We start from the raw sequence: 17,329 nt of genomic DNA, 5'->3' as shown, positions 1-17,329 counted from the left end.
GACAGAGATGCGTAATGGCATGTCTGAAAAGGAGCAAGAAGCGTGCCATCTTGAGAGAAAATAATTTTTAAGAAAAACAGTGTATTATGGAATATGCTCAATATGAAAGAGCAAATAATCAGAGTATTGTTTGATAATCAGATAATATTCTGATATTATGCCATATGTTAAGTAAATGTGAAGGTCATGTCATGGCCCGGTCCGGGCCTTCTTGTGCAGGGGGGAACATGCCCTGAGGCGGCAGAAAGGCATGGGGGGCAGGGGCGCGGAGCGTTCCGGCCGTCCGGGGCGCCGCTGTCCGGGTGTGCGTTTTTGCAGCGGAAGGGGCGTTTTTTCCGGGAAAAGTCCTGTTCTTTTTTGAGGGGGATTGATGAAGAAGAACGTGGTGTTCAGCACCATTTCCATAGATCACGACATTTCCGATGCCGACTCGCGCTGGAAGCTGTGGCGTCCGCTGGTGGAGCTTGTGCGGGTGAAGAAGTTTTTCACGCACCGGCTCTATTATTTCATTCCGCCTTCCCTGAAGGACAGGCTGGACCCTCTGCGCCGGGATCTGGAGGAGGTGGCGCCCCATACGGAAATCATTCCCGTGGTGATTGACACCAAAAGCGACTTTTCGCCGCAGGCCTTTGCAGAAAACTACCTGTTCTTTGATGAATTTTTCAGTTCCTTTCCCTTTTGCGACGAAGAGGAGGACTATTACATCCATTTCGGGCCGGGCAACATGTTTGCCCATTCCTTCATGCTCATGATGCTGGTGAACATGAAGCGCATACGCTGCCGCATCATACAGCTGCGCAGTTCCAAGGACAGGTTCGGCCGGGTTCATTCCACCATACAGATATACGACAACGCCATCGGCAACTGGATTTCCAAGATAGGGGATCTGGAACAGCGCAAGCTGGAGCAGCGGGACATCATACGCGGCGGCATTCATACGAAGAACCCGGTGTTCAATCAGCTGGTGCGGGACATAGAGCATGTGGCGAGTCATTCCACCGCGCCCATTCTGCTTTCCGGGGCCACGGGCACGGGCAAGACGCAGATGGCGCGCCGCATTTATGAGATACGCCGCCAGGCGGGCACCGTATCCGGCCCGCTTGTGGAAGTGAACTGTGCCTCCTTCCGGGGGGATTCCGCGCTTTCGGCCCTGTTCGGGCATGTGCGCGGGGCCTTTACCGGCGCTTCTTCCGAAAGGAAGGGCATGCTTGCCATGGCGCATGAGGGCATTCTGTTTCTGGACGAGGTGGGGGAACTCAGCTGGGACATACAGTCCCTGCTGCTGAAGGCCATTGAGGAGCGCAGTTTTTTCCCCTTCGGTTCCGACAGGCCGGTGTTCAGCAATTTTCAGCTCATCACGGCCACCAACAGCGATCTTTTCGCCGCCGCGCGCACCGGGCGCTTCCGTATGGACCTTCTGGCCCGCATCAACCTCTGGTATTTCCGCCTTCCCAGCCTGCGGGAAAGGCCGGAAGACATAGAGCCGAACATCGAGTACGAGCTCAAGCGCCTTTCGGAGCGGCGCGGCATTTTTGCGGACTTCATGCCCGAGGCGCGCGAGGCCTACCTTGCCTTTGCCCGTTCGCCCGAGGCCCTGTGGCCCGGGAATTTCCGCACCCTGGCAAGCAGCATGGAGCGCATGCACACCTACGCCTTTCAGGGCATCATCACCACGGAGACGGTGGAGAAGGAAATATCCTACCTGCGCTCGCTCTGGCGCAAAAGGACGGAAACGCTGGAAGGCATAGAGTTTCCCCTCATTGCGCGGGCCGCGTCGTTCATCGACCGGGAACTTGATCTGTTCGACAAGGTGCAGCTGGAAAAGGTGCTGGAAGTCTGCCTGGCCTGTGAGCGCCGTTCCGAGGCGGGCAGGGTGCTCTTTGCCAGTTCAAGGCTCAGAAAAAGCAGTTCCGACGATACGGCGCGCCTCAACAAGTACCTGCGCTCCTTCAATCTTTCCTGGGAACTCGTGAAAAAGCTGGAAGAGTGAGCTTTTTTTGCGCATGTCTGCCAGAAAGCCGTGTCTGCGCCGCAGGCAGAGGCGTATACGGCTTTTTCCCTGCGCTTCGGCATGGAGGGAGCGGCGCGGCATGGGGATGGATGCGGCAGAGAAGGCGCGGCGGCATGAAAAAAGCCCTCCGGAAAGGGCTTTTTTGGGAAAAACGGGCGTGTTCAGGGCGGAAAAAGGGCGTTTCACAGCGTTTTTCTGAGATAGATCATGTCCGTGAGCCTTTTTCCGTTCTCCATGACGGGGTGATCGTAGTTGATGACGAAAAAATCCTTTTCCACATGGGAGAACTCAAAGCCGCAGGCCTTGTAGAAGCCGAGGGTCGCGGGGGAATCGCCCGTGCCCACCAGCATGACGCCGCGGCCCTTGCAGCGCGCAAGAAGCGCCTCCACCATGCCCCTGCCGAGGCCTTTACGCCGCAGTTTTTCCGCCACGGCAAGGTTTTTCAGTTCATACACGCCTTCCGCCTCCCGGGTGACCACGGCAACGGCCGCCGCCTCCCCTTCCTGAAAGAGCACGAAGAGTTCTCCGCGTTCCAGATAGCGGTCGATCATGCTTTCCTGCTCGTCCGCTTCCAGAAGCAGGGGCAGAAAGCGCTTTTTGTCGCGGGTGATGAGGCAGAGTTCCATGATGGGTTTCCTGTGCGGCCTGTGCGGCGCGTCTGTCTGAAGGGGCATTTCCGGCCGGAAGGGGGCTGCGGGATGTTTCGGCAGCGCGGATACGTTTTTCCCTGTGCACGGCAGGGCCGCACACAGGCAAAAGTCTGCCGGCAGAGCCGGGCGGAACCGGGGGGAGATTCCCCCCGGAGAGTGTTTTTACTCCAGGTAGCTTTCGCAGTGGGCGAGTCCGCGGGCGCGGGCTGCGGCCATGCGGGCGCGGAGCATGGCGCGGTAGGCTTCCACACTGCCGCCGATATCGTCGATGCTGCCGCGGGCGACGCCGCTTTCCATGGCGGCCATGGCCACGGCCGGGGCCACCCATTCAATGATGCGCGGATCGAGGGGCAGGGGAATGATGTAGTCCGGGCCGAAGGTGAAGCTGCGGCCGTGGTAGGCGGCGCGCACGTCGTCGGGCACGGGTTCCAGAGCCAGAGCGGCCAGGGCGCGGGCGGCGGCGATTTTCATTTCCTCGTTGATCTTGCTGGCGCGCACGTCCAGCGCCCCGCGGAAGATGAAGGGGAAGCCGGAGACGTTGTTGACCTGGTTGGGGTAGTCGGAACGGCCGGTGCCCATGATGGCGTCGGGCCGGACGGCCTTGGCCTCCTCATAGCCTATTTCCGGCACGGGGTTGGCGCAGGCGAAGATGACGGGGCTTTCGGCCATGCCCTTCAGCATGTCGGCCTTGAGGGTGCCGGGGCCGGAAAGGCCGAGGAAGAGGTTGGCGCCCTTCATGGCGGCGTAGAGGGTGTCGTCGATGGAGGAGCCGGGGGCGGGTTCCTTCTGGGCAAAGGTCATCTGCACGTCGGAAAGGTCGGTGCGGCCCTTGTGGATGAGGCCCTTGATGTCGAACATGGAGATGTTTTCCGGCTTCACGCCCATGGCGGCGTAGAAGCGGGCGCAGGCCATGCCTGCGGCGCCCGCGCCCATGACCACCACCTTCATGTCGGCAATGGCGCGGCCCGTGATGCGCGAGGCGTTCATGAGCGCAGCGCCGGTGATCACGGCGGTGCCGTGCTGGTCGTCGTGGAACACCGGGATATTCATGGCCTTCTTCAGTTCTTCCTCAATATGGAAGCATTCCGGGCCGCGGATGTCTTCGAGGTTGATGCCGCCGAAGGTGGGTTCCAGAGACTTCACGATGTCGATGAGGCGTTCCGGGTCGGAGCAGTCGAGTTCGATGTCGAAGGCGTCCACATCGGCAAAAAGCTTGAAGAGCATGCTCTTGCCTTCCATGACGGGCTTGCCCGCCAGGGGGCCGATGTTGCCGAGGCCGAGCACGGCCGTGCCGTTGGTCACCACGGCCACGAGGTTGCCGCGGCCGGTGAGCTTTTCGGCCATGGAAGGATCGGCCACGATGTCGCGGCAGGCGTCGGCCACGCCGGGGCTGTAGGCGAGGGTGAGGTCGTCCTGCGAAACGGCTTTCTTGCTGGTCATCACTTCTATTTTGCCGGGGCGCGGCAGGCTGTGGTAGCGCCGTACGTCTTCCTTGGTGTAGCTCATGGCGTATCCTTATATGTTGCCCCGCAGGATGCGGGATGTGTTGCGTTATTTTTTTTGAGGTTCCGGGAGATTCAGCGGGCGAGAACGTCCTTCATCACGGCAAGGGCCTGTTCCAGAGCCTGCATGTTCGCCTGCGTGCCCATGTGGCCCATGCGGAACACCCTGCCCGCCAGAGGGCCGAGGCTGCCGCCCACATAGAGGCCTCTTTCGGCAAGGGCGGCGCGCCACTCGGGCCATTCGCGGCCTTCGGGCATGCGCACGGCCGTCACCGTGGGCGAGGACACGGCGCCTTCCGCAGGCCACAGGGAAAGTCCCAGAGCCTGCACGCCTTCGCGGCAGGCGCGGGCCACCTGTTCATGACGGGCAAAGACGTTTTCCAGCCCTTCTTCCTCCAGAGCGGACAGGGAGGCGTCCAGCGCGGCCACGCCCCACCAGTTGGGGGTGTAGGGGAAGCGCATGGGGTCTTCTATGGCCTGATCGAAGGGCTTCACCGCATCGTAACCGGTGTAGTTCACCTCGCGCACACGTTCCCACGCGGCGGCGCTCACGCTCATGAAGCTCATGTCCGGCGGGCAGGAAAGGCATTTCTGCGAACCGCCGAGCACGCAGTCGGCGTGCCAGGCATCGGCGTGCACGGGCGCGCCGCCCGCACTGGCCACGGCATCCACCACGAAAAAGGGCACGCCCATATCCTTTTTCAGCGCGCCGAGTTCCTCAAGGGGGTTCAGCGTGCCGGAGGGCGTTTCACAGTGCACGGCCGTCATGAGCACGGGGTGATGTTCGCGTATGGCATCCTTCACCCTTTCCAGCGTGGAAGAGGATATGGTGCGGTCGTACGGTTCCGAAATGAGCACCGCCTTGCAGCCCAGGGCCCTGGCCATGTCGGCAAAGCCGTCGCCGAATACGCCCGTACCCACCGAAAGCACGGTGTCGCCTTCCTTCAGCAGACTCTTCAGCGCGCCCCAGAGCACGAGCATCCCTTCGCCCGTGCCCATGAGCACGTCTTCCCGCGTGCCGAGCACCTTCTGCAGGCGACGACGCACCGACTTGTAAAGCTCAAGATATTCCGTGCCCATGCGCGGGGGCGCATAGTCGCGGGAAAGAGCCTGGGCAACACGGGGATGAATGGAAACAGGGCCGGGATAGAAAGGCATGGCCGCATAAGGCTTGAAGCTGTTCATGGCATGGCGCGGGAAGCGTGGTTGCGGCTGGAGAAGTCGCTTTTCCGCGCATGGTTGCCTTCCCCACCGGAAGGGCGGAACCTTCCGCCCTTGAAAGATACAAGAGCGTTTTCATGGAAATTCCCCTGTACTGTCAAGAGGTATCGCGCACACCCTCCCGCGGCCCTTCTGGAGCAGGAAGAAAAAACAGGGCCTGCATGGGGGAGTATTTTTCCATCTCCTGCTTTCCGCCCCTTCGACGTTGCCTGCGCGGCGGCAGGGGCGGCCCGGATGCTTTTTCCCCAAAAAACAGGCCCCGCACGAAGCGGAGCCTGTTTCCGGTGCCGTCATGCCGCCTTGGGCGGAGCCGGAAGGCGGAAATGAGGGGGCCCGGGGGAAACGCCCCGGATGCCTTTTCTGCCTTCTTCCCGCGGCATGTATGGCGCAGGGATAAAAAACAGGCCCCGCACGAAGCGGAGCCTGTTTCCGGTACCGTCATGCCGCCTCCGGCGGAGCCGGAAGGCGGAAATGAGGGGGCCCGGGGGGCTTGTCCCGATTCATCGGGGAATCATTCCCCCCGGATGTCTTTTCTGCGTTTTCTGCCTTTCCTGCCCTTACAGGGGAGCGCGGAGGTTATGGGTACCGAGGGCGCGGGTGAGCTTATCACCGGCGAGGAAGAGGCGGCCTTCGTCGAAGGCGCGGCCCATGAGCTGCATACCCACGGGGAGGCCTTCGCTCATGCCCACGGGGATGGAGAGTCCGGGCAGGCCTGCGAGGTTGAGGGAAAGGGTGAAGATATCCATGAAGTACATCTGGAGCGGGTCTTCGGACATGTGGCCCATCTGCCATGCGGGCACGGGGGAGACGGGGGCGAGGAGCATGTCGCACTTTTCCAGCGCGTCGAGGTAGTCCTGCCGGATGAGGCGGCGCACCTGGGCGGCCTTGCGGTAGTAGGCGTCGTAGTAGCCGGCGGAGAGCACATAGGAGCCGAGCAGGATACGGCGCTGCACTTCCGGCCCGAAGCCTTCGGTACGGGAGCTGGTGTACATGTCCTCAAGGTTCCTGGGGGAGGCGGTACGGTGGCCGTAGCGCACGCCGTCGTAGCGGGCGAGGTTGGAACTCGCTTCGGCGGCGGCGAGGATATAGTAGCTGGCTATGGCGTATTCGGTATGGGGCAGGGAGACTTCCACCACCTTGGCGCCCAGGGAGCGGGCCGCTTCCACGGCCTTTTCGCAGGCGTCGGCCACGCCCTTGTCCAGGCCTTCGTGCCCGAAGAACTCGCGGGGCAGGCCGAGGGTGAGGCCGGAAAGATCGCTTTGTGCGGTCATGGCGGCGGCGTAGTCGGGCACGGCCACGGGGGAGCTTGTGCTGTCGCGTTCGTCATGCCCGGCAATGACCTGAAGCATGAGGGCCGTATCCTCCACGGTACGGGCGAGGGGCCCCACCTGATCGAAGGAGGAGGCATAGGCCAGGAGTCCGTAGCGGGAAACGCGGCCGTAGGTGGGCTTGATGCCCACGCAGCCGCACAGGGAGGCGGGCTGACGGATGGAACCGCCCGTGTCGGACCCCAGGGAGGCGAAGCACTGGCAGGCGGCCACACTGGCGGCGGAACCGCCGCTGGAGCCGCCGGGCACGCGGGAAACGTCCCAGGGGTTGGCGGTTTTCTTCCAGGCGGAATGTTCCGTGGTGGAGCCCATGGCGAATTCATCCATGTTGTTCTTGGCAAGGATGATGGCGCCGGCGTCCTTCAGCTTCTGCACCACCATGGCGTCGTAGGGGGGCATGAAGCCTTCGAGAATCTTCGAGGCGGCGGTGGTGGGCATGCCCTTCAGGGTAAGGGCGTCCTTCACCGTGACGGGAATGCCCCAGAGGGGCTTGTCGGAAAGGTCGGCGGGGCGGGCCTTGTCCATGGCGCGGGCCTGTTCCAGGGCCTCTTCATCGCGGCGGGCGAGCAGGGCGCCGATTTCGGGTTCCGTGGCATTGATGCGCCCAAGGCACGAGGCGACGAGGCTTTCGGCGTCAAGGTCGCCCTGACGGATGAGCTTCTGCGCTTCAAGGAGGGAGAGTTCAAAAAGTTCGGGCATTTACTTTCCCTCCACAATACGGGGAACAATGAAGAAGGCCCCGTCGGTGGCGGGGGCTCCGGCCAGGATGTCGGCCCGGTCGGCGCGGCGCACGGCCACATCGTCACGGAAGGCGCTTTCGTGGATCACCGGGGAATACAGAGGTTCCACGCCGGTGGTGTCCACTTCGGCGAGCTTGTCCATATAGGCGAGAATGCGGGAACACTGGGCCGCCATTTCTTCCTGTACGGAAGGGTCCGGGGCCAGCCGGGAAAGGCGGCACAGATGCAGAAAGTCGTTTTTGTCGAGTGACATGGGGTGGTTAATCCTTGCTGAGGGAATTGACGAGCTGCTCGAAGCTCACGGGCCGCTGGGGAGCGGCGGGGGTTTCGGGGGCGGGGGTGGAAACATCGCCCGATTCCAGCCTTGCCTTCAGCTTCTGAAGGTCGGCCGGGGCGTGTCCCGTGGCGGCGGGCTGGAACAGGAAGAGCTTGCGGGAGGCCTTGCCGGAGGCATCCCAGAAAATGGGAGCGCCCGCCCAGTCCACATCCGGCCTTGCGGCAAGGGCGTGGTTCACGCTCTGGGCCGACCAGCCGGGCTGAAGGTTCAGGTCGGCGGCCATGGACACGAAGTCGAAGCCCAGGGAGGACCAGTCGTCGGCTCTGGCGCCCCGGGCGGCCATGGCGCTCTTGAAGGCCGTCGCTCCGGGGGTGGAGGAGTGGTCATCCCACACGCCCGGGAAGATGGTGAGGGCAAAGGTGGCGGTATTGCTGTGGCTGTTGTGCCCGAGGTTCTGTTCCCAGAGGGAGGTACCCATCATGAGCCTGTCCTGCGCGCCGTTGTAGTGCAGGCTGGAAACGAGCATGTCCATGTTCTTCCAGCTGTCGGGCAGGAATATGGCCTTGAAGTCGGCCGTGGCCACGGGAATGCTGCCGCGCTGCGCGCCCACCTGCGTCTTGACGAAGGTTCCGGCTTCCCTGGTCCAGGCGTTCATCTTGCCTGCGGTGTAGCTGCCGCTGGTCACGGTGCAGCCGCGCGCGGTGGCCTTCTGCATGAACAGGCCGCTCATGCGCCTGGAGTAGGAATCGCCGGGGCTGAAGATGCCGAAGGAGGAAATGCCGAGCTCTTCGGCCCCGTTGAGCAGGGCGTCGATCTGGTCATCCTGACTGGCGAAGAAGCGCCAGGCATGGACGCCTTCTTCTCCGGCAGGAAGCGAAGCGGTGAAGGAGAACACGGCACGGCCTGCGGCCGCGGCCTTGAGGGCCTTGTAGCGGCCGGGCAGAAGCGGCCCGCCCACAACGGTGAACTGCGCAGGCAGGGCCTGCACGGCCTGCTGCCAGCCCGTCTGGCCGGAGTCGATGATGCGCACGTCCACGGTCTTGCCGGCAAAGCGCAGGGAATCGGCGGCGGCAAGGGCGCCTGCGGCCACCTGCTTGCCGAGGGCGGAGGCGGAACCGGTCTGCGGCACCACGAGGGCCACGGAAATGGTGCTCTGGCCCGGAGGCAGGGGAGCTATGCCGAGCATGGAGGGCGCGGCGTAGAGCATGGGGTTGGAGAGCCGGGCGATGACGGCGGCGCTTTCGGGCAGGAGGTTGCGCCGTGCGGCCTTGAGCATGACGAGATTCCAGGGGAAGCGCGTTTCCTGTTCGGAAGAGACCTTGGAGGCCAGCGCCTTCAGCGAATCACTGTCCATGCCGTCGAGGTCCGTCCAGTACAGGGTTTCCCATGTGGAGCGCTGTTCTGCGCCGGCGGAGGCGTACAGGGAGGCGAGTTCCTTGCGGGCGGCAAAGCCCTGCCTGCCCGGACGGCTTGCGGCTATGGACAGGGCGCGTGCCCTGAGGGCCGGGGAGGAGGCGGGATTCTTGAGTACGGCTTCGGCGCGGAGTCCCTGCTCCATGCCGCTCAGCCCTGCAATGCTGTTCACCCAGAGCGTGGATTCATCCTGCGGATGGTAGGGCAGGCGCTGCTTTTCCAGCAGCGTACATCCTGAGGAAAGAAGAGCGAAGCACAGGGCCAGAAGCAGCGCGAGGCGGAAACGGGGAATCATGGCTTTTGTCCTTTTATGCTGTGCGGAACATGCGACCTTGGGAAACGGCGCGCCGGAAGGGGCGCGTGCCCGGAAGCAGCGCCGTAGCCCATGCCGAAAAGAGGCCCCGGACGCAAAAACGTCCGGAGCCTCCATCATAAGACAGCTTGCAGGCGAGAGCAAGACGCAATCAGCGTCCCGACGTGCGGGAAGGGGGCTGATCGTCCGGCTTTTTCTTCTCCCCGCGGGGTTTCATGCGGCAGACGTCACGCGTCTGCAAGGGGTCCACCCGGAATCAGGATGAGGGGGAGGAGCCTCTGTACAGGCCTGTGCCTGCAAAAAGTGCAAGTACAAGAAGAATCAGCGTGATGATGCCGTCCACTGCGTCCATGAAAGCTCCCTGGGGAAAAGCGCGGGGTTTTGCGCCCGGCAGATGCGGGGCGCGTTTTTTTTAAAGCGCGGTGCTCTGGAAGCCGTTGTCCACATAGAGGATTTCGCCGGTCACGCCCGAGGCGAGATCGGAAGCCAGGAAGGCGGCGGCGTTGCCCACTTCGTCGATGGTGACGAGGCGGTGCAGGGGGGCGCGCTGCTCGAACATGGTGCCGATCTGGTGGAAGTCGGAAATGCCGGAGGAGGCCAGGGTGCGGATGGGGCCGGCGCTGATGGCGTTGACGCGGATGTTGGCCGGGCCGAAGTCCGTGGCGAGGTAGCGCACGGAAGCTTCAAGGGCGGCCTTGGCCACGCCCATCACGTTGTAGTTGGGGATCATCTTTTCCGAACCGTAGTAGGTCATGCAGATGACGGAGGCGCCGGGGTTGAGCAGAGGCTCGAAGGCCTTGCACAGGGCCACCAGGGAATAGGCGGAAATGTCCAGCGCCAGCTTGAAGCCGTCGCGGGAGGTATCGAGATAGCGGCCCTTCAGGTCGTCCTTGGAGGCGAAGGCCACGGAATGGATGAGCACGTCCACCTTGCCCCACTTTTCCTTCACGAGTTCCGCGGAACGGGCGATGTCCTCATCGCTCGACACGTCGCAGGGGAAGGTGAAGTCGCCGCCAAGTTCGGCGGAAATGGGATCGACGCGCTTTTTCAGGGCGTCGTTCAGGTAGCTGAACGAAAGCTGGGCGCCCTCACGGCGGAAGGCGGAAGAGATGCCGTAGGCAATGCTGTGCTTGTTGGCCACGCCGAAGATGACGGCTTTTTTTCCTTCAAGAAGCATATTCCTCTCCTTTGATGGATGTTGATAGAGGGGGGAGGTTACAGGGAGCGGCCCGTAAGCAGGCGGAACGCTTCCTGATATTTTTCTGCGGTGGTGTCGCGCACCGTGTCGGGGAGCGCGGGGGCCGGGGGCGTCTTGTCCCAGTCCTGGGTTTCCAGCCAGTCGCGCAGATACTGCTTGTCGAAGCTGGGCTGGCTGTGGCCGGGTTCGTAACCGGCGGCGGGCCAGAAGCGGGAGGAATCGGGGGTGAGCACTTCGTCGATGAGGGTGAGCCTGCCGTCGACGAGGCCGAATTCGAACTTGGTGTCGGCAATGATGATGCCGCGCCCGGCCGCGTATTCCGAGGCTTCGCGGTAGATGGCAAGGGCGGTTTCGGCCGCCTTGTCGGCATGTTCGCGGCCCACGATGGCGCGCATTTCCTCAAGGCTGATGTTCATGTCGTGGGTGCCGGCTTCGCCCTTGGTGGAGGGCGTGAACATCACGGAAGGAAGTTTGGCGTCTTCCAGCAGGCCTTCGGGCAGCTTCACGTTGCACAGCGTGCGGTCCTTCTGGTAGGACTTCCAGCCCGAACCCGCGATATAGCCGCGCACGATGCATTCGGCCTTGATGGGTTCGGCCTTTCTGGCCAGCACGGAACGCCCGGCGAGCTGATCGCGGAAGGGGCGCAGGGCGGCGGGGTACTTGTCCACATCCGATTCCACGATGTGGTTGGGGATGAGATGGGAGAATTTTTCCATCCAGAACAGGGTAAGCTGGTTCAGGATGACGCCCTTCCACGGAATGGGATCGCCGAGGATGACATCGAAGGCGGACATGCGGTCGGTGGTGACGATGAGCAGCGTCTTTTCATCAATGTCGTAGATGTCGCGCACCTTGCCGCGGCCGCACATGCGGAAACCGGGCAGGCTGGTGGAGGTGACGACGGGATAGGGCAGAGATTGCATGGAATGAGACCTCGAAAAGCAGGATAAGGGTTGCGGCGGATCAGCCGCGAAGCTCCACGGAACGGGCGTGGGCTTCAAGGCCTTCCAGCCGGGCAAGCAGCGCGATGGAGGAGGCGTGGCCGGAGGTGAAACTGCGCGACGCGGCTATGACGCTGGTTCTCTTGCAGAATGTCTGCACGCTGAGGGCCGAGGAATGGCGCGCGGTGCCGAGGGTGGGCAGAACGTGGTTGGGCCCGGCGTAGTAGTCGCCCACAGGTTCGGGGGAATACTGGCCGAGGAACACGGCCCCGGCGTGACGGATGGCGGGCAGCACTTCCCAGGGGGAGGCGGTGCACACTTCCATGTGTTCGGGCGCGATGAGGTTGGCCATGTCCACGCCCACGGAAAGATCGGGCACCTGAATGATGGCGCTCCAGTTCTCAAGGGAGGCGCGGGCGATGTCGGCGCGGGGCAGTTCCGCCACGCGGCGTTCCAGCGCCGAGGCCACCCTGTCGGCCAGAAGCGAGCTGGTGGTCACGAGCACGGCCGAGGCCAGTCTGTCGTGTTCGGCCTGGGAGAGCATGTCGGCGGCCACCCATTCGGCGTTGGCGCTTTCATCGGCCAGCACCAGAATTTCGCTGGGCCCGGCGATCATGTCTATGCCCACCTTGCCCTGCACCAGCTTCTTGGCCGTGGTCACGAAGATGTTGCCCGGCCCGGCGATGACGTCCACGGGGCGGATTTCCTGCGTGCCGTAGGCCAGCGCGGCAATGGACCAGGGCCCGCCCACGCGGTAGACTTCGTTGATGTCCAGAAGATAGGCGGCGGCCAGCATGTAGGGGTTCAGCGTGCCGTCGGCGCGCGGGGGCGTGACCACGGCTATTTCCTTCACTCCGGCCACCTGGGCGGGAATGGCGCCCATGAGCATGGAGGAGATGAGCGGCGTGTCGCCGCCCTTGCCGCCGGGCACATAGAGGCCCGCACGGTCCACGGCGTCCACCTTCTGGCCGAGAATGGAACCGTCTTCACGGGTGATGAACCACGATTTGTCCTTCTGCGCCTCATGGAAGGCGCGGATGTGGGAGGCCGCCTCCACGATGACGCTGCGTTCCTCGCCGGAAATGGAGGCTGCGGCGCGGGCCAGTTCCTCCTGAGGAACGGCAAAGGGCATGGTCATTTCCGGCGCGTCGAAGGCGCGGGTGCGCTCCAGAAGCGCCGCGTCGCCGCGTTCACGCACATCGGCAAGGATGGCGCGCACCTGATTTTCCACGTCCTGCCCGGAACCGTCGGCGGGGTTGCCGCGCTCGGCAAGGCGCTGGAAAAAGGCCGTCGCTTCCGCGTCGGCGGTGGACCTGATATTCAATATGCGACAAGACATGGTATCTTTCTCCTTGGAGTTGGCGACGTTCGCCGCACATGGCGCGTCGCGCTGCACAGAATGGATATTCCGGGCGGAATAGTCAAGTTTTCAGGGCCGGAAGCTACTTCTTCCTCTCCTTGATGACCTGTCTTCCTCTGCCCAGGGCAAGTTTGCCCGCGGGCACGTCTTCCACGATCACGGAACCTGCGCCCACAAGCGCGTTGTCGCCTATGCTCACCGGAGCCACCAGCGAGGTGTTGCTGCCGATGAAGCAGTCTTCCCCGATGAGGGTGCGGAACTTGTGGGTGCCGTCGTAGTTGCAGGTAATGGTGCCTGCGCCGAAGTTGACGCCGCCTCCCACCTCGGCATCGCCGAGATAGGTGAGGTGGTTGGCCTTGGAACCCTTGCCGAGGCGCGTCTTCTTCAGCTCCACGAAGTTGCCCACATGGGCGCCTTCCTCCACCAGCGTCTGCGGGCGAAGCCTTGCCCACGGGCCGATGAGGGCGCCCTGTTTCACTTCCGCGCCTTCGATGTGGCAGAATTCCTTCACTTCCACGCCGCCTTCGATGCGCGCGTCGCGGATGACGCCGTGGGAACGGATGAGCGCGCCGCCTTCAATCACCGAATCGCCGTAGATTTCGCAGGGGCCGAAGATTTCCGCGCCGCGTTCCACACGGCTGAAGGGGCTTATGCGCACAAGGGAGGGGGAGTGCAGGATCACGCCCAGGGCCAGCAGTTCCCCGGTTCTGCGTGAGGTGAGGATTTCTTCCGCCACGGCAAGTTCCGCAGGGGTGTTCACCCCGAGCAGCGCCGCAGCCTCGCAGCCCGCGCCTTCGGCGCGTATGCCGCGCACGTCCATGCCCGCCTGAAGCCCCAGGGCGACGAGGTCGGTGATGTAGTATTCCCCTCCGGCGTTCTCGCAGGAAAGGGAGGGCAGCAGGCGGCGCACCGCAGGCAGGGAAAAGAGATAGATGCCGGTGTTCACCTCGCGGGCCTCTTCCCGGGGGCCGTAGAGCGCCGGGTCGAAGTCCTTTGCCTCCACAATGGCATGCACCCTGCCTTCCTTGCGCACCACGCGGCCGTAGGAGGCCGGATCGTCGAGTTCCACGCTCAGAAAGGCCACGTCCGCGCCGGCGGCTTTTTCCAGAAAGCTTGTGAGCACCTCCGGCGTGATGAGGGGCGTGTCGCCGTTCACCACAAGCACGCAGCCGTCGCCTTCAAGGTGGGGCATGGCCGTCATGAGGGCGTGCCCCGTGCCGAGCTGCCTTTCCTGCCGTATGCAGCAGGCTTCGCGGCCCAGTCTTGCGGCCGTGCGGGCGGCTTCGGCCTCCACCATGGCGGCCTCGTTGCCTGTGAGGGTGAGGATGCGGCCCGTGCCGGGCACCTTGGCGAGAGCGGCCGTCACCAGGGAGAGCATGGTTTCCCCGAGAAGCGTCTGAAGTACCTTCGGGCGGGGGGAGGGCATGCGCGTGCCTTTGCCGGCGGCGAGAATGAGGGCGTCCGTACGGACGGGGGCGTTATGGTAGGTCATGTCAGTCTCCACGGAGGGCGCGGCCCGCAGCGCAGACAAGAAGGCCGAGGGCCAGCAGAAGGATGCCGCCGGTACGCAGCTGCCCGTCGGAAAGGGAGAAGAGCAGGCGCAGGGCCTCGCGCGTTTTCGCAGGCGAGACGATCCAGGGCAGAGCCTCCAGAAAGCAGGCCAGCCCCAGCGCGGCGAGAAACAGGGAAAGATTGAAATTCATCGCGGCAGTATCCTAGGTATCGGCCGACTTGTAAAGTTTTTTTTGGCCGTCCTCCATGGCCCGAAGGCGGCGCGCACCATGGGAAATGGGGCGCGGAGCCCTGCTTTTCGCGCGGGATTCCGCGCAAGGGACGCAACGCGCTTCAGGGCGGTGAAGGGGAGAAAAAAGGGCAGGGAAAAAAGCCCCCCGCCCCCTGCTCAGGCGGGACGAAAATGCTTGCGCAGAATGAAAAATGCGTTCAAAAAGGAGGGGAGAGTTTCCGAGAAGCCCCTCCGGGCAGAGGTTTTTGGTTATGATAACATTCATGTCCGTGCTGAAATATGAGCAGGCGAAGGTGAACGCCGCGCTGGAAAAGGAACTGGCTTCCATGCCCGAGCCCCTGCGCGAGATTGCCGCTCATGTCCTGCTTGCCGGCGGCAAACGCCTGCGCCCCCTGATGACCCTGGCCTCGGCGCGCCTTTTCGGCGCGGAGGGCCCGGAACTGTATGAGCTTGCCGTCATTCCCGAAATGATCCATGTGGCCACGCTCCTGCATGACGACGTGCTCGACGGCGCGGATTCGCGCCGGGGCAGGCAGGCCGCCCATGTGTGCTACGACGTGCCCCGCGCCATTCTCGCCGGGGACGCGCTTCTTGCCGCCGCAAGCCACAGGACGGCCGTGTTCCACCGGCCGGAGCTTCTTGCCTGCGTGTCGGAAGCGGTGCTCATGACGGCTTCCGGGGAAGCCCATGAAATCGCGCTTCAGCATTCTCTCACCCACAGCATGGGGGAATATGTGGACATCGTGGCCGGGAAGACGGGCTGGCTCATCAAGGGTTCCTGCCGCCTGGGCGCGCTCTATGCCGGCGCTTCGGAAGCGCAGGTGGAGGCCATTTCCGAATACGGCCTGAACCTCGGCATAGCCTTCCAGATGGTGGACGACGCCCTGGACTTTGCCGATGAATCCGTGACCGGCAAGCCCACGGGAGGCGACCTTGTGGAAGGCAAGTTCACCCCGCCCATCATGAAGTATCTGGAATTTCTTCCCCGCTGCGACAGGGAAGCCTTCTGCGCGAAGTTCCGCGAAGGTTCCTTCACGCAGGAAGACCGCGCCCGCGTGTCTTCCGACATACGCAGGCTCGGATTCGACGCGGAAACGCGCGCCATGGCGGGTGAGTACCTCGACAAGGCGGAAAAGAGCCTGGACGGCCTGCCTCAGCGCTTTGAACAGAAGCTTTTCCGCGAGGCGCTGGATTTCGTGCGCAACCGCAGGTCGTAGGGAGCGCGCCCGCATCGGAGAAAAGAGCGGCGTTTCCCGGAGGGAGTTTTTCAGGAGAGAGGCAGATGGCTTATTTCCGCGTGCTTTCCGCGCAGCTTGCGCTTCTTCAGTCTCTGCTCGACAGGGAGGAGTCGTGGGCCATACTCATCACCGCCGATCCGGATGCTCTGGCCAGCGCCATGGCGTTGCAGCGCATCATCCGTTCCCGGGTGAAGAGCGTGACCATTGCCCGCACCAATGAGATCAGCCGGCCGGACAATCTGGCCATGATCCGCTATCTGAATATTCCGGTGGTGAAGTGGCGGGCCTCCATGCGCAAGAAAATACAGCGTTTTGCGCTGGTGGATTCCCAGGCGCATCACAATCCCGCCTTTGCGGGCATCGACTTTTCCGTGGTCATCGACCATCACCCCCTGCCCACGGAACCCTGTTCCGCGCCTTTTCAGGACATACGGCCCGGCTACGGCTCCGTGAGCACCATCATGACGGAATATCTGTATTCCGCAGGCATACGCCCGGCGCGGCTTCTGGCCACGGCCCTGCAGTACGGCATACGCACGGACACGGGCACCTTCGGCCGCAACGCCACGGAAGTGGACATGCGCGCCTACCATTACCTGAGCCGCTTCGGCGACGCCTCCATCATGAACCGCATACTCCGCAGCGAATACCTGCCCGAGTGGCTTCCCTACTTCACCCGGGCGCTGGAAACCCTGCGTCCCTGCGGCAGGGGCAGCTATGTGTGGCTCGGCAAGGTGGACAGTTCCGACATTCTCGTGGTGGTGGCCGACTTCTTCCTCAAGGTGCACGGTCTGCGCTGGGTGGCGGTGTGCGGTTCCTGCGCGGGCCGCATCGTCGTGGTGTTCCGCGGCGGCTACGGCAAAATGGATCTCGGGGCCGTGGCCGCAGGCGTGTTTGCCGGTACGGGCAGCGGCGGCGGCCACAAGACCATGGCCCGGGCCGAGGTCGCCCTTGCCGACGTGCCCGCCGAGGAGCGCAGCGGCCTTGAGGAATATGTGTTCGGCCTCATCTACGCGGCGGCGGAAAAGCGCCGCAGAAAGAGCGCCCCGGCACAGAAGACCGGAAACGGCGATGCCGGAGACGGCGCGGAAAAGAAGGATGCGGACGCTGCGAAGGACGTGAAGCAGAAGAGCGCCCCGGCGCAGAAGACCGGAAACGGCGATGCCGGAGACGGCGCGGAAAAGAAGGACGCGGACGCTGCGAAGGACGTGAAGCAGAAGAGCGCTCCGGCGCAGAAGACCGGAAACGGCGATGCCGGAGACGGCGCGGAAAAGAAGGACGCGGACGCTGCAAAGGACGTGAAGCAGAAAAGCGCTCCGGCACAGAAGACCGGAAACGGCGATGCCGGAGACGGCGCGGAAAAGAAGGATGCGGACGCTGCGAAGGACGTGAA

At 63.4% G+C, this 17,329-nt stretch carries 14 protein-coding genes; 3 read left to right on the top strand and 11 right to left on the bottom strand.

Translation table 11 applies throughout. The features are described 5' to 3' along the window. Positions 1-370: 370 nt before the first annotated feature. Positions 371-1,990 (top strand): RNA repair transcriptional activator RtcR family protein, encoded by a 1,620-nt coding sequence (locus Q0K07_RS07480; protein ID WP_294558153.1) that lies wholly within the window; start codon positions 371-373, stop codon positions 1,988-1,990. 203 nt (positions 1,991-2,193) lie between these two features. Here the strand turns inward: Q0K07_RS07480 and Q0K07_RS07475 are convergent, their stop codons facing one another. The 11 genes from Q0K07_RS07475 to Q0K07_RS07425 form a co-directional block, all read right to left on the bottom strand. Continuing rightward, positions 2,194-2,637 (bottom strand): GNAT family N-acetyltransferase, encoded by a 444-nt coding sequence (locus tag Q0K07_RS07475; protein ID WP_294558150.1) that lies wholly within the window; start codon positions 2,635-2,637, stop codon positions 2,194-2,196. A gap of 186 nt (positions 2,638-2,823) precedes the next feature. Then, complete coding sequence (locus Q0K07_RS07470) at positions 2,824-4,167, bottom strand: malic enzyme-like NAD(P)-binding protein (protein WP_294558148.1); 1,344 nt, start codon at positions 4,165-4,167, stop codon at positions 2,824-2,826. Between the two features lie 71 nt (positions 4,168-4,238). Further along, on the bottom strand, positions 4,239-5,348 hold the full coding sequence (locus Q0K07_RS07465) for an alanine--glyoxylate aminotransferase family protein (RefSeq protein ID WP_294558146.1): 1,110 nt from the start codon (positions 5,346-5,348) through the stop codon (positions 4,239-4,241). A 593-nt stretch (positions 5,349-5,941) separates the two neighbouring features. After that, positions 5,942-7,411 carry an Asp-tRNA(Asn)/Glu-tRNA(Gln) amidotransferase subunit GatA gene (gene gatA / locus Q0K07_RS07460; RefSeq protein ID WP_294558144.1) on the bottom strand — a complete coding sequence of 490 codons (1,470 nt, stop codon included), beginning with the start codon at positions 7,409-7,411 and terminating at the stop codon, positions 5,942-5,944. Further along, complete coding sequence (gatC, locus tag Q0K07_RS07455; RefSeq protein WP_294558142.1) at positions 7,412-7,705, bottom strand: Asp-tRNA(Asn)/Glu-tRNA(Gln) amidotransferase subunit GatC; 294 nt, start codon at positions 7,703-7,705, stop codon at positions 7,412-7,414. 7 nt (positions 7,706-7,712) lie between these two features. Then, positions 7,713-9,437: an ABC transporter substrate-binding protein gene (locus Q0K07_RS07450; RefSeq protein ID WP_294558140.1), complete on the bottom strand. Its 1,725-nt coding sequence runs from the start codon at positions 9,435-9,437 to the stop codon at positions 7,713-7,715. A 430-nt stretch (positions 9,438-9,867) separates the two neighbouring features. After that, positions 9,868-10,632, bottom strand: a complete 765-nt coding sequence (locus Q0K07_RS07445; RefSeq protein WP_294558135.1) for an enoyl-ACP reductase — start codon at positions 10,630-10,632, stop codon at positions 9,868-9,870. Between the two features lie 38 nt (positions 10,633-10,670). Continuing rightward, entirely contained in the window at positions 10,671-11,576 is a 906-nt protein-coding gene (locus Q0K07_RS07440; protein WP_294558133.1) for a phosphoribosylaminoimidazolesuccinocarboxamide synthase, read from the bottom strand. A 40-nt stretch (positions 11,577-11,616) separates the two neighbouring features. After that, positions 11,617-12,933, bottom strand: a complete 1,317-nt coding sequence (gene hisD, locus Q0K07_RS07435) for a histidinol dehydrogenase (RefSeq protein WP_294558131.1) — start codon at positions 12,931-12,933, stop codon at positions 11,617-11,619. Between the two features lie 103 nt (positions 12,934-13,036). Then, positions 13,037-14,446: a bifunctional UDP-N-acetylglucosamine diphosphorylase/glucosamine-1-phosphate N-acetyltransferase GlmU gene (gene glmU, locus Q0K07_RS07430; protein ID WP_294558129.1), complete on the bottom strand. Its 1,410-nt coding sequence runs from the start codon at positions 14,444-14,446 to the stop codon at positions 13,037-13,039. A 1-nt stretch (position 14,447) separates the two neighbouring features. Further along, positions 14,448-14,657 carry a DUF2065 domain-containing protein gene (locus Q0K07_RS07425; protein ID WP_294558127.1) on the bottom strand — a complete coding sequence of 70 codons (210 nt, stop codon included), beginning with the start codon at positions 14,655-14,657 and terminating at the stop codon, positions 14,448-14,450. Between the two features lie 292 nt (positions 14,658-14,949). Here Q0K07_RS07425 and Q0K07_RS07420 point away from each other — a divergent pair, with 292 nt between their 5' ends. Together Q0K07_RS07420 and Q0K07_RS07415 are read left to right on the top strand one after the other, a co-directional pair. Beyond that, positions 14,950-15,915: a polyprenyl synthetase family protein gene (locus Q0K07_RS07420; protein ID WP_294558125.1), complete on the top strand. Its 966-nt coding sequence runs from the start codon at positions 14,950-14,952 to the stop codon at positions 15,913-15,915. A 65-nt stretch (positions 15,916-15,980) separates the two neighbouring features. Next, positions 15,981-17,329 (top strand): DHH family phosphoesterase (locus Q0K07_RS07415; protein WP_294558123.1); only part of this gene is annotated, 1,349 nt, incomplete at its 3' end.

Source organism: uncultured Mailhella sp. (genome assembly GCF_944324615.1).
Lineage (GTDB): Bacteria > Desulfobacterota > Desulfovibrionia > Desulfovibrionales > Desulfovibrionaceae > Mailhella.
This window is presented reverse-complemented; position numbering and strand designations above follow the sequence as displayed.

Bases quoted from the DNA above. Each gene is read 5' to 3' on its own strand.
- Q0K07_RS07475 (WP_294558150.1), bottom strand. From the start codon at position 2,637: ATGGAACTCTGCCTCATCACCCGCGACAAAAAGCGCTTTCTGCCCCTG.
- Q0K07_RS07470 (WP_294558148.1), bottom strand. From the start codon at position 4,167: ATGAGCTACACCAAGGAAGACGTACGGCGCTACCACAGCCTGCCGCGC.
- Q0K07_RS07450 (WP_294558140.1), bottom strand. From the start codon at position 9,437: ATGATTCCCCGTTTCCGCCTCGCGCTGCTTCTGGCCCTGTGCTTCGCT.
- Q0K07_RS07440 (WP_294558133.1), bottom strand. From the start codon at position 11,576: ATGCAATCTCTGCCCTATCCCGTCGTCACCTCCACCAGCCTGCCCGGT.
- Q0K07_RS07420 (WP_294558125.1), top strand. From the start codon at position 14,950: ATGATAACATTCATGTCCGTGCTGAAATATGAGCAGGCGAAGGTGAAC.
- Q0K07_RS07465 (WP_294558146.1), bottom strand. From the start codon at position 5,348: ATGAACAGCTTCAAGCCTTATGCGGCCATGCCTTTCTATCCCGGCCCT.
- hisD (WP_294558131.1), bottom strand. From the start codon at position 12,933: ATGTCTTGTCGCATATTGAATATCAGGTCCACCGCCGACGCGGAAGCG.
- gatA (WP_294558144.1), bottom strand. From the start codon at position 7,411: ATGCCCGAACTTTTTGAACTCTCCCTCCTTGAAGCGCAGAAGCTCATC.
- Q0K07_RS07445 (WP_294558135.1), bottom strand. From the start codon at position 10,632: ATGCTTCTTGAAGGAAAAAAAGCCGTCATCTTCGGCGTGGCCAACAAG.
- Q0K07_RS07480 (WP_294558153.1), top strand. From the start codon at position 371: ATGAAGAAGAACGTGGTGTTCAGCACCATTTCCATAGATCACGACATT.
- gatC (WP_294558142.1), bottom strand. From the start codon at position 7,705: ATGTCACTCGACAAAAACGACTTTCTGCATCTGTGCCGCCTTTCCCGG.
- Q0K07_RS07425 (WP_294558127.1), bottom strand. From the start codon at position 14,657: ATGAATTTCAATCTTTCCCTGTTTCTCGCCGCGCTGGGGCTGGCCTGC.
- glmU (WP_294558129.1), bottom strand. From the start codon at position 14,446: ATGACCTACCATAACGCCCCCGTCCGTACGGACGCCCTCATTCTCGCC.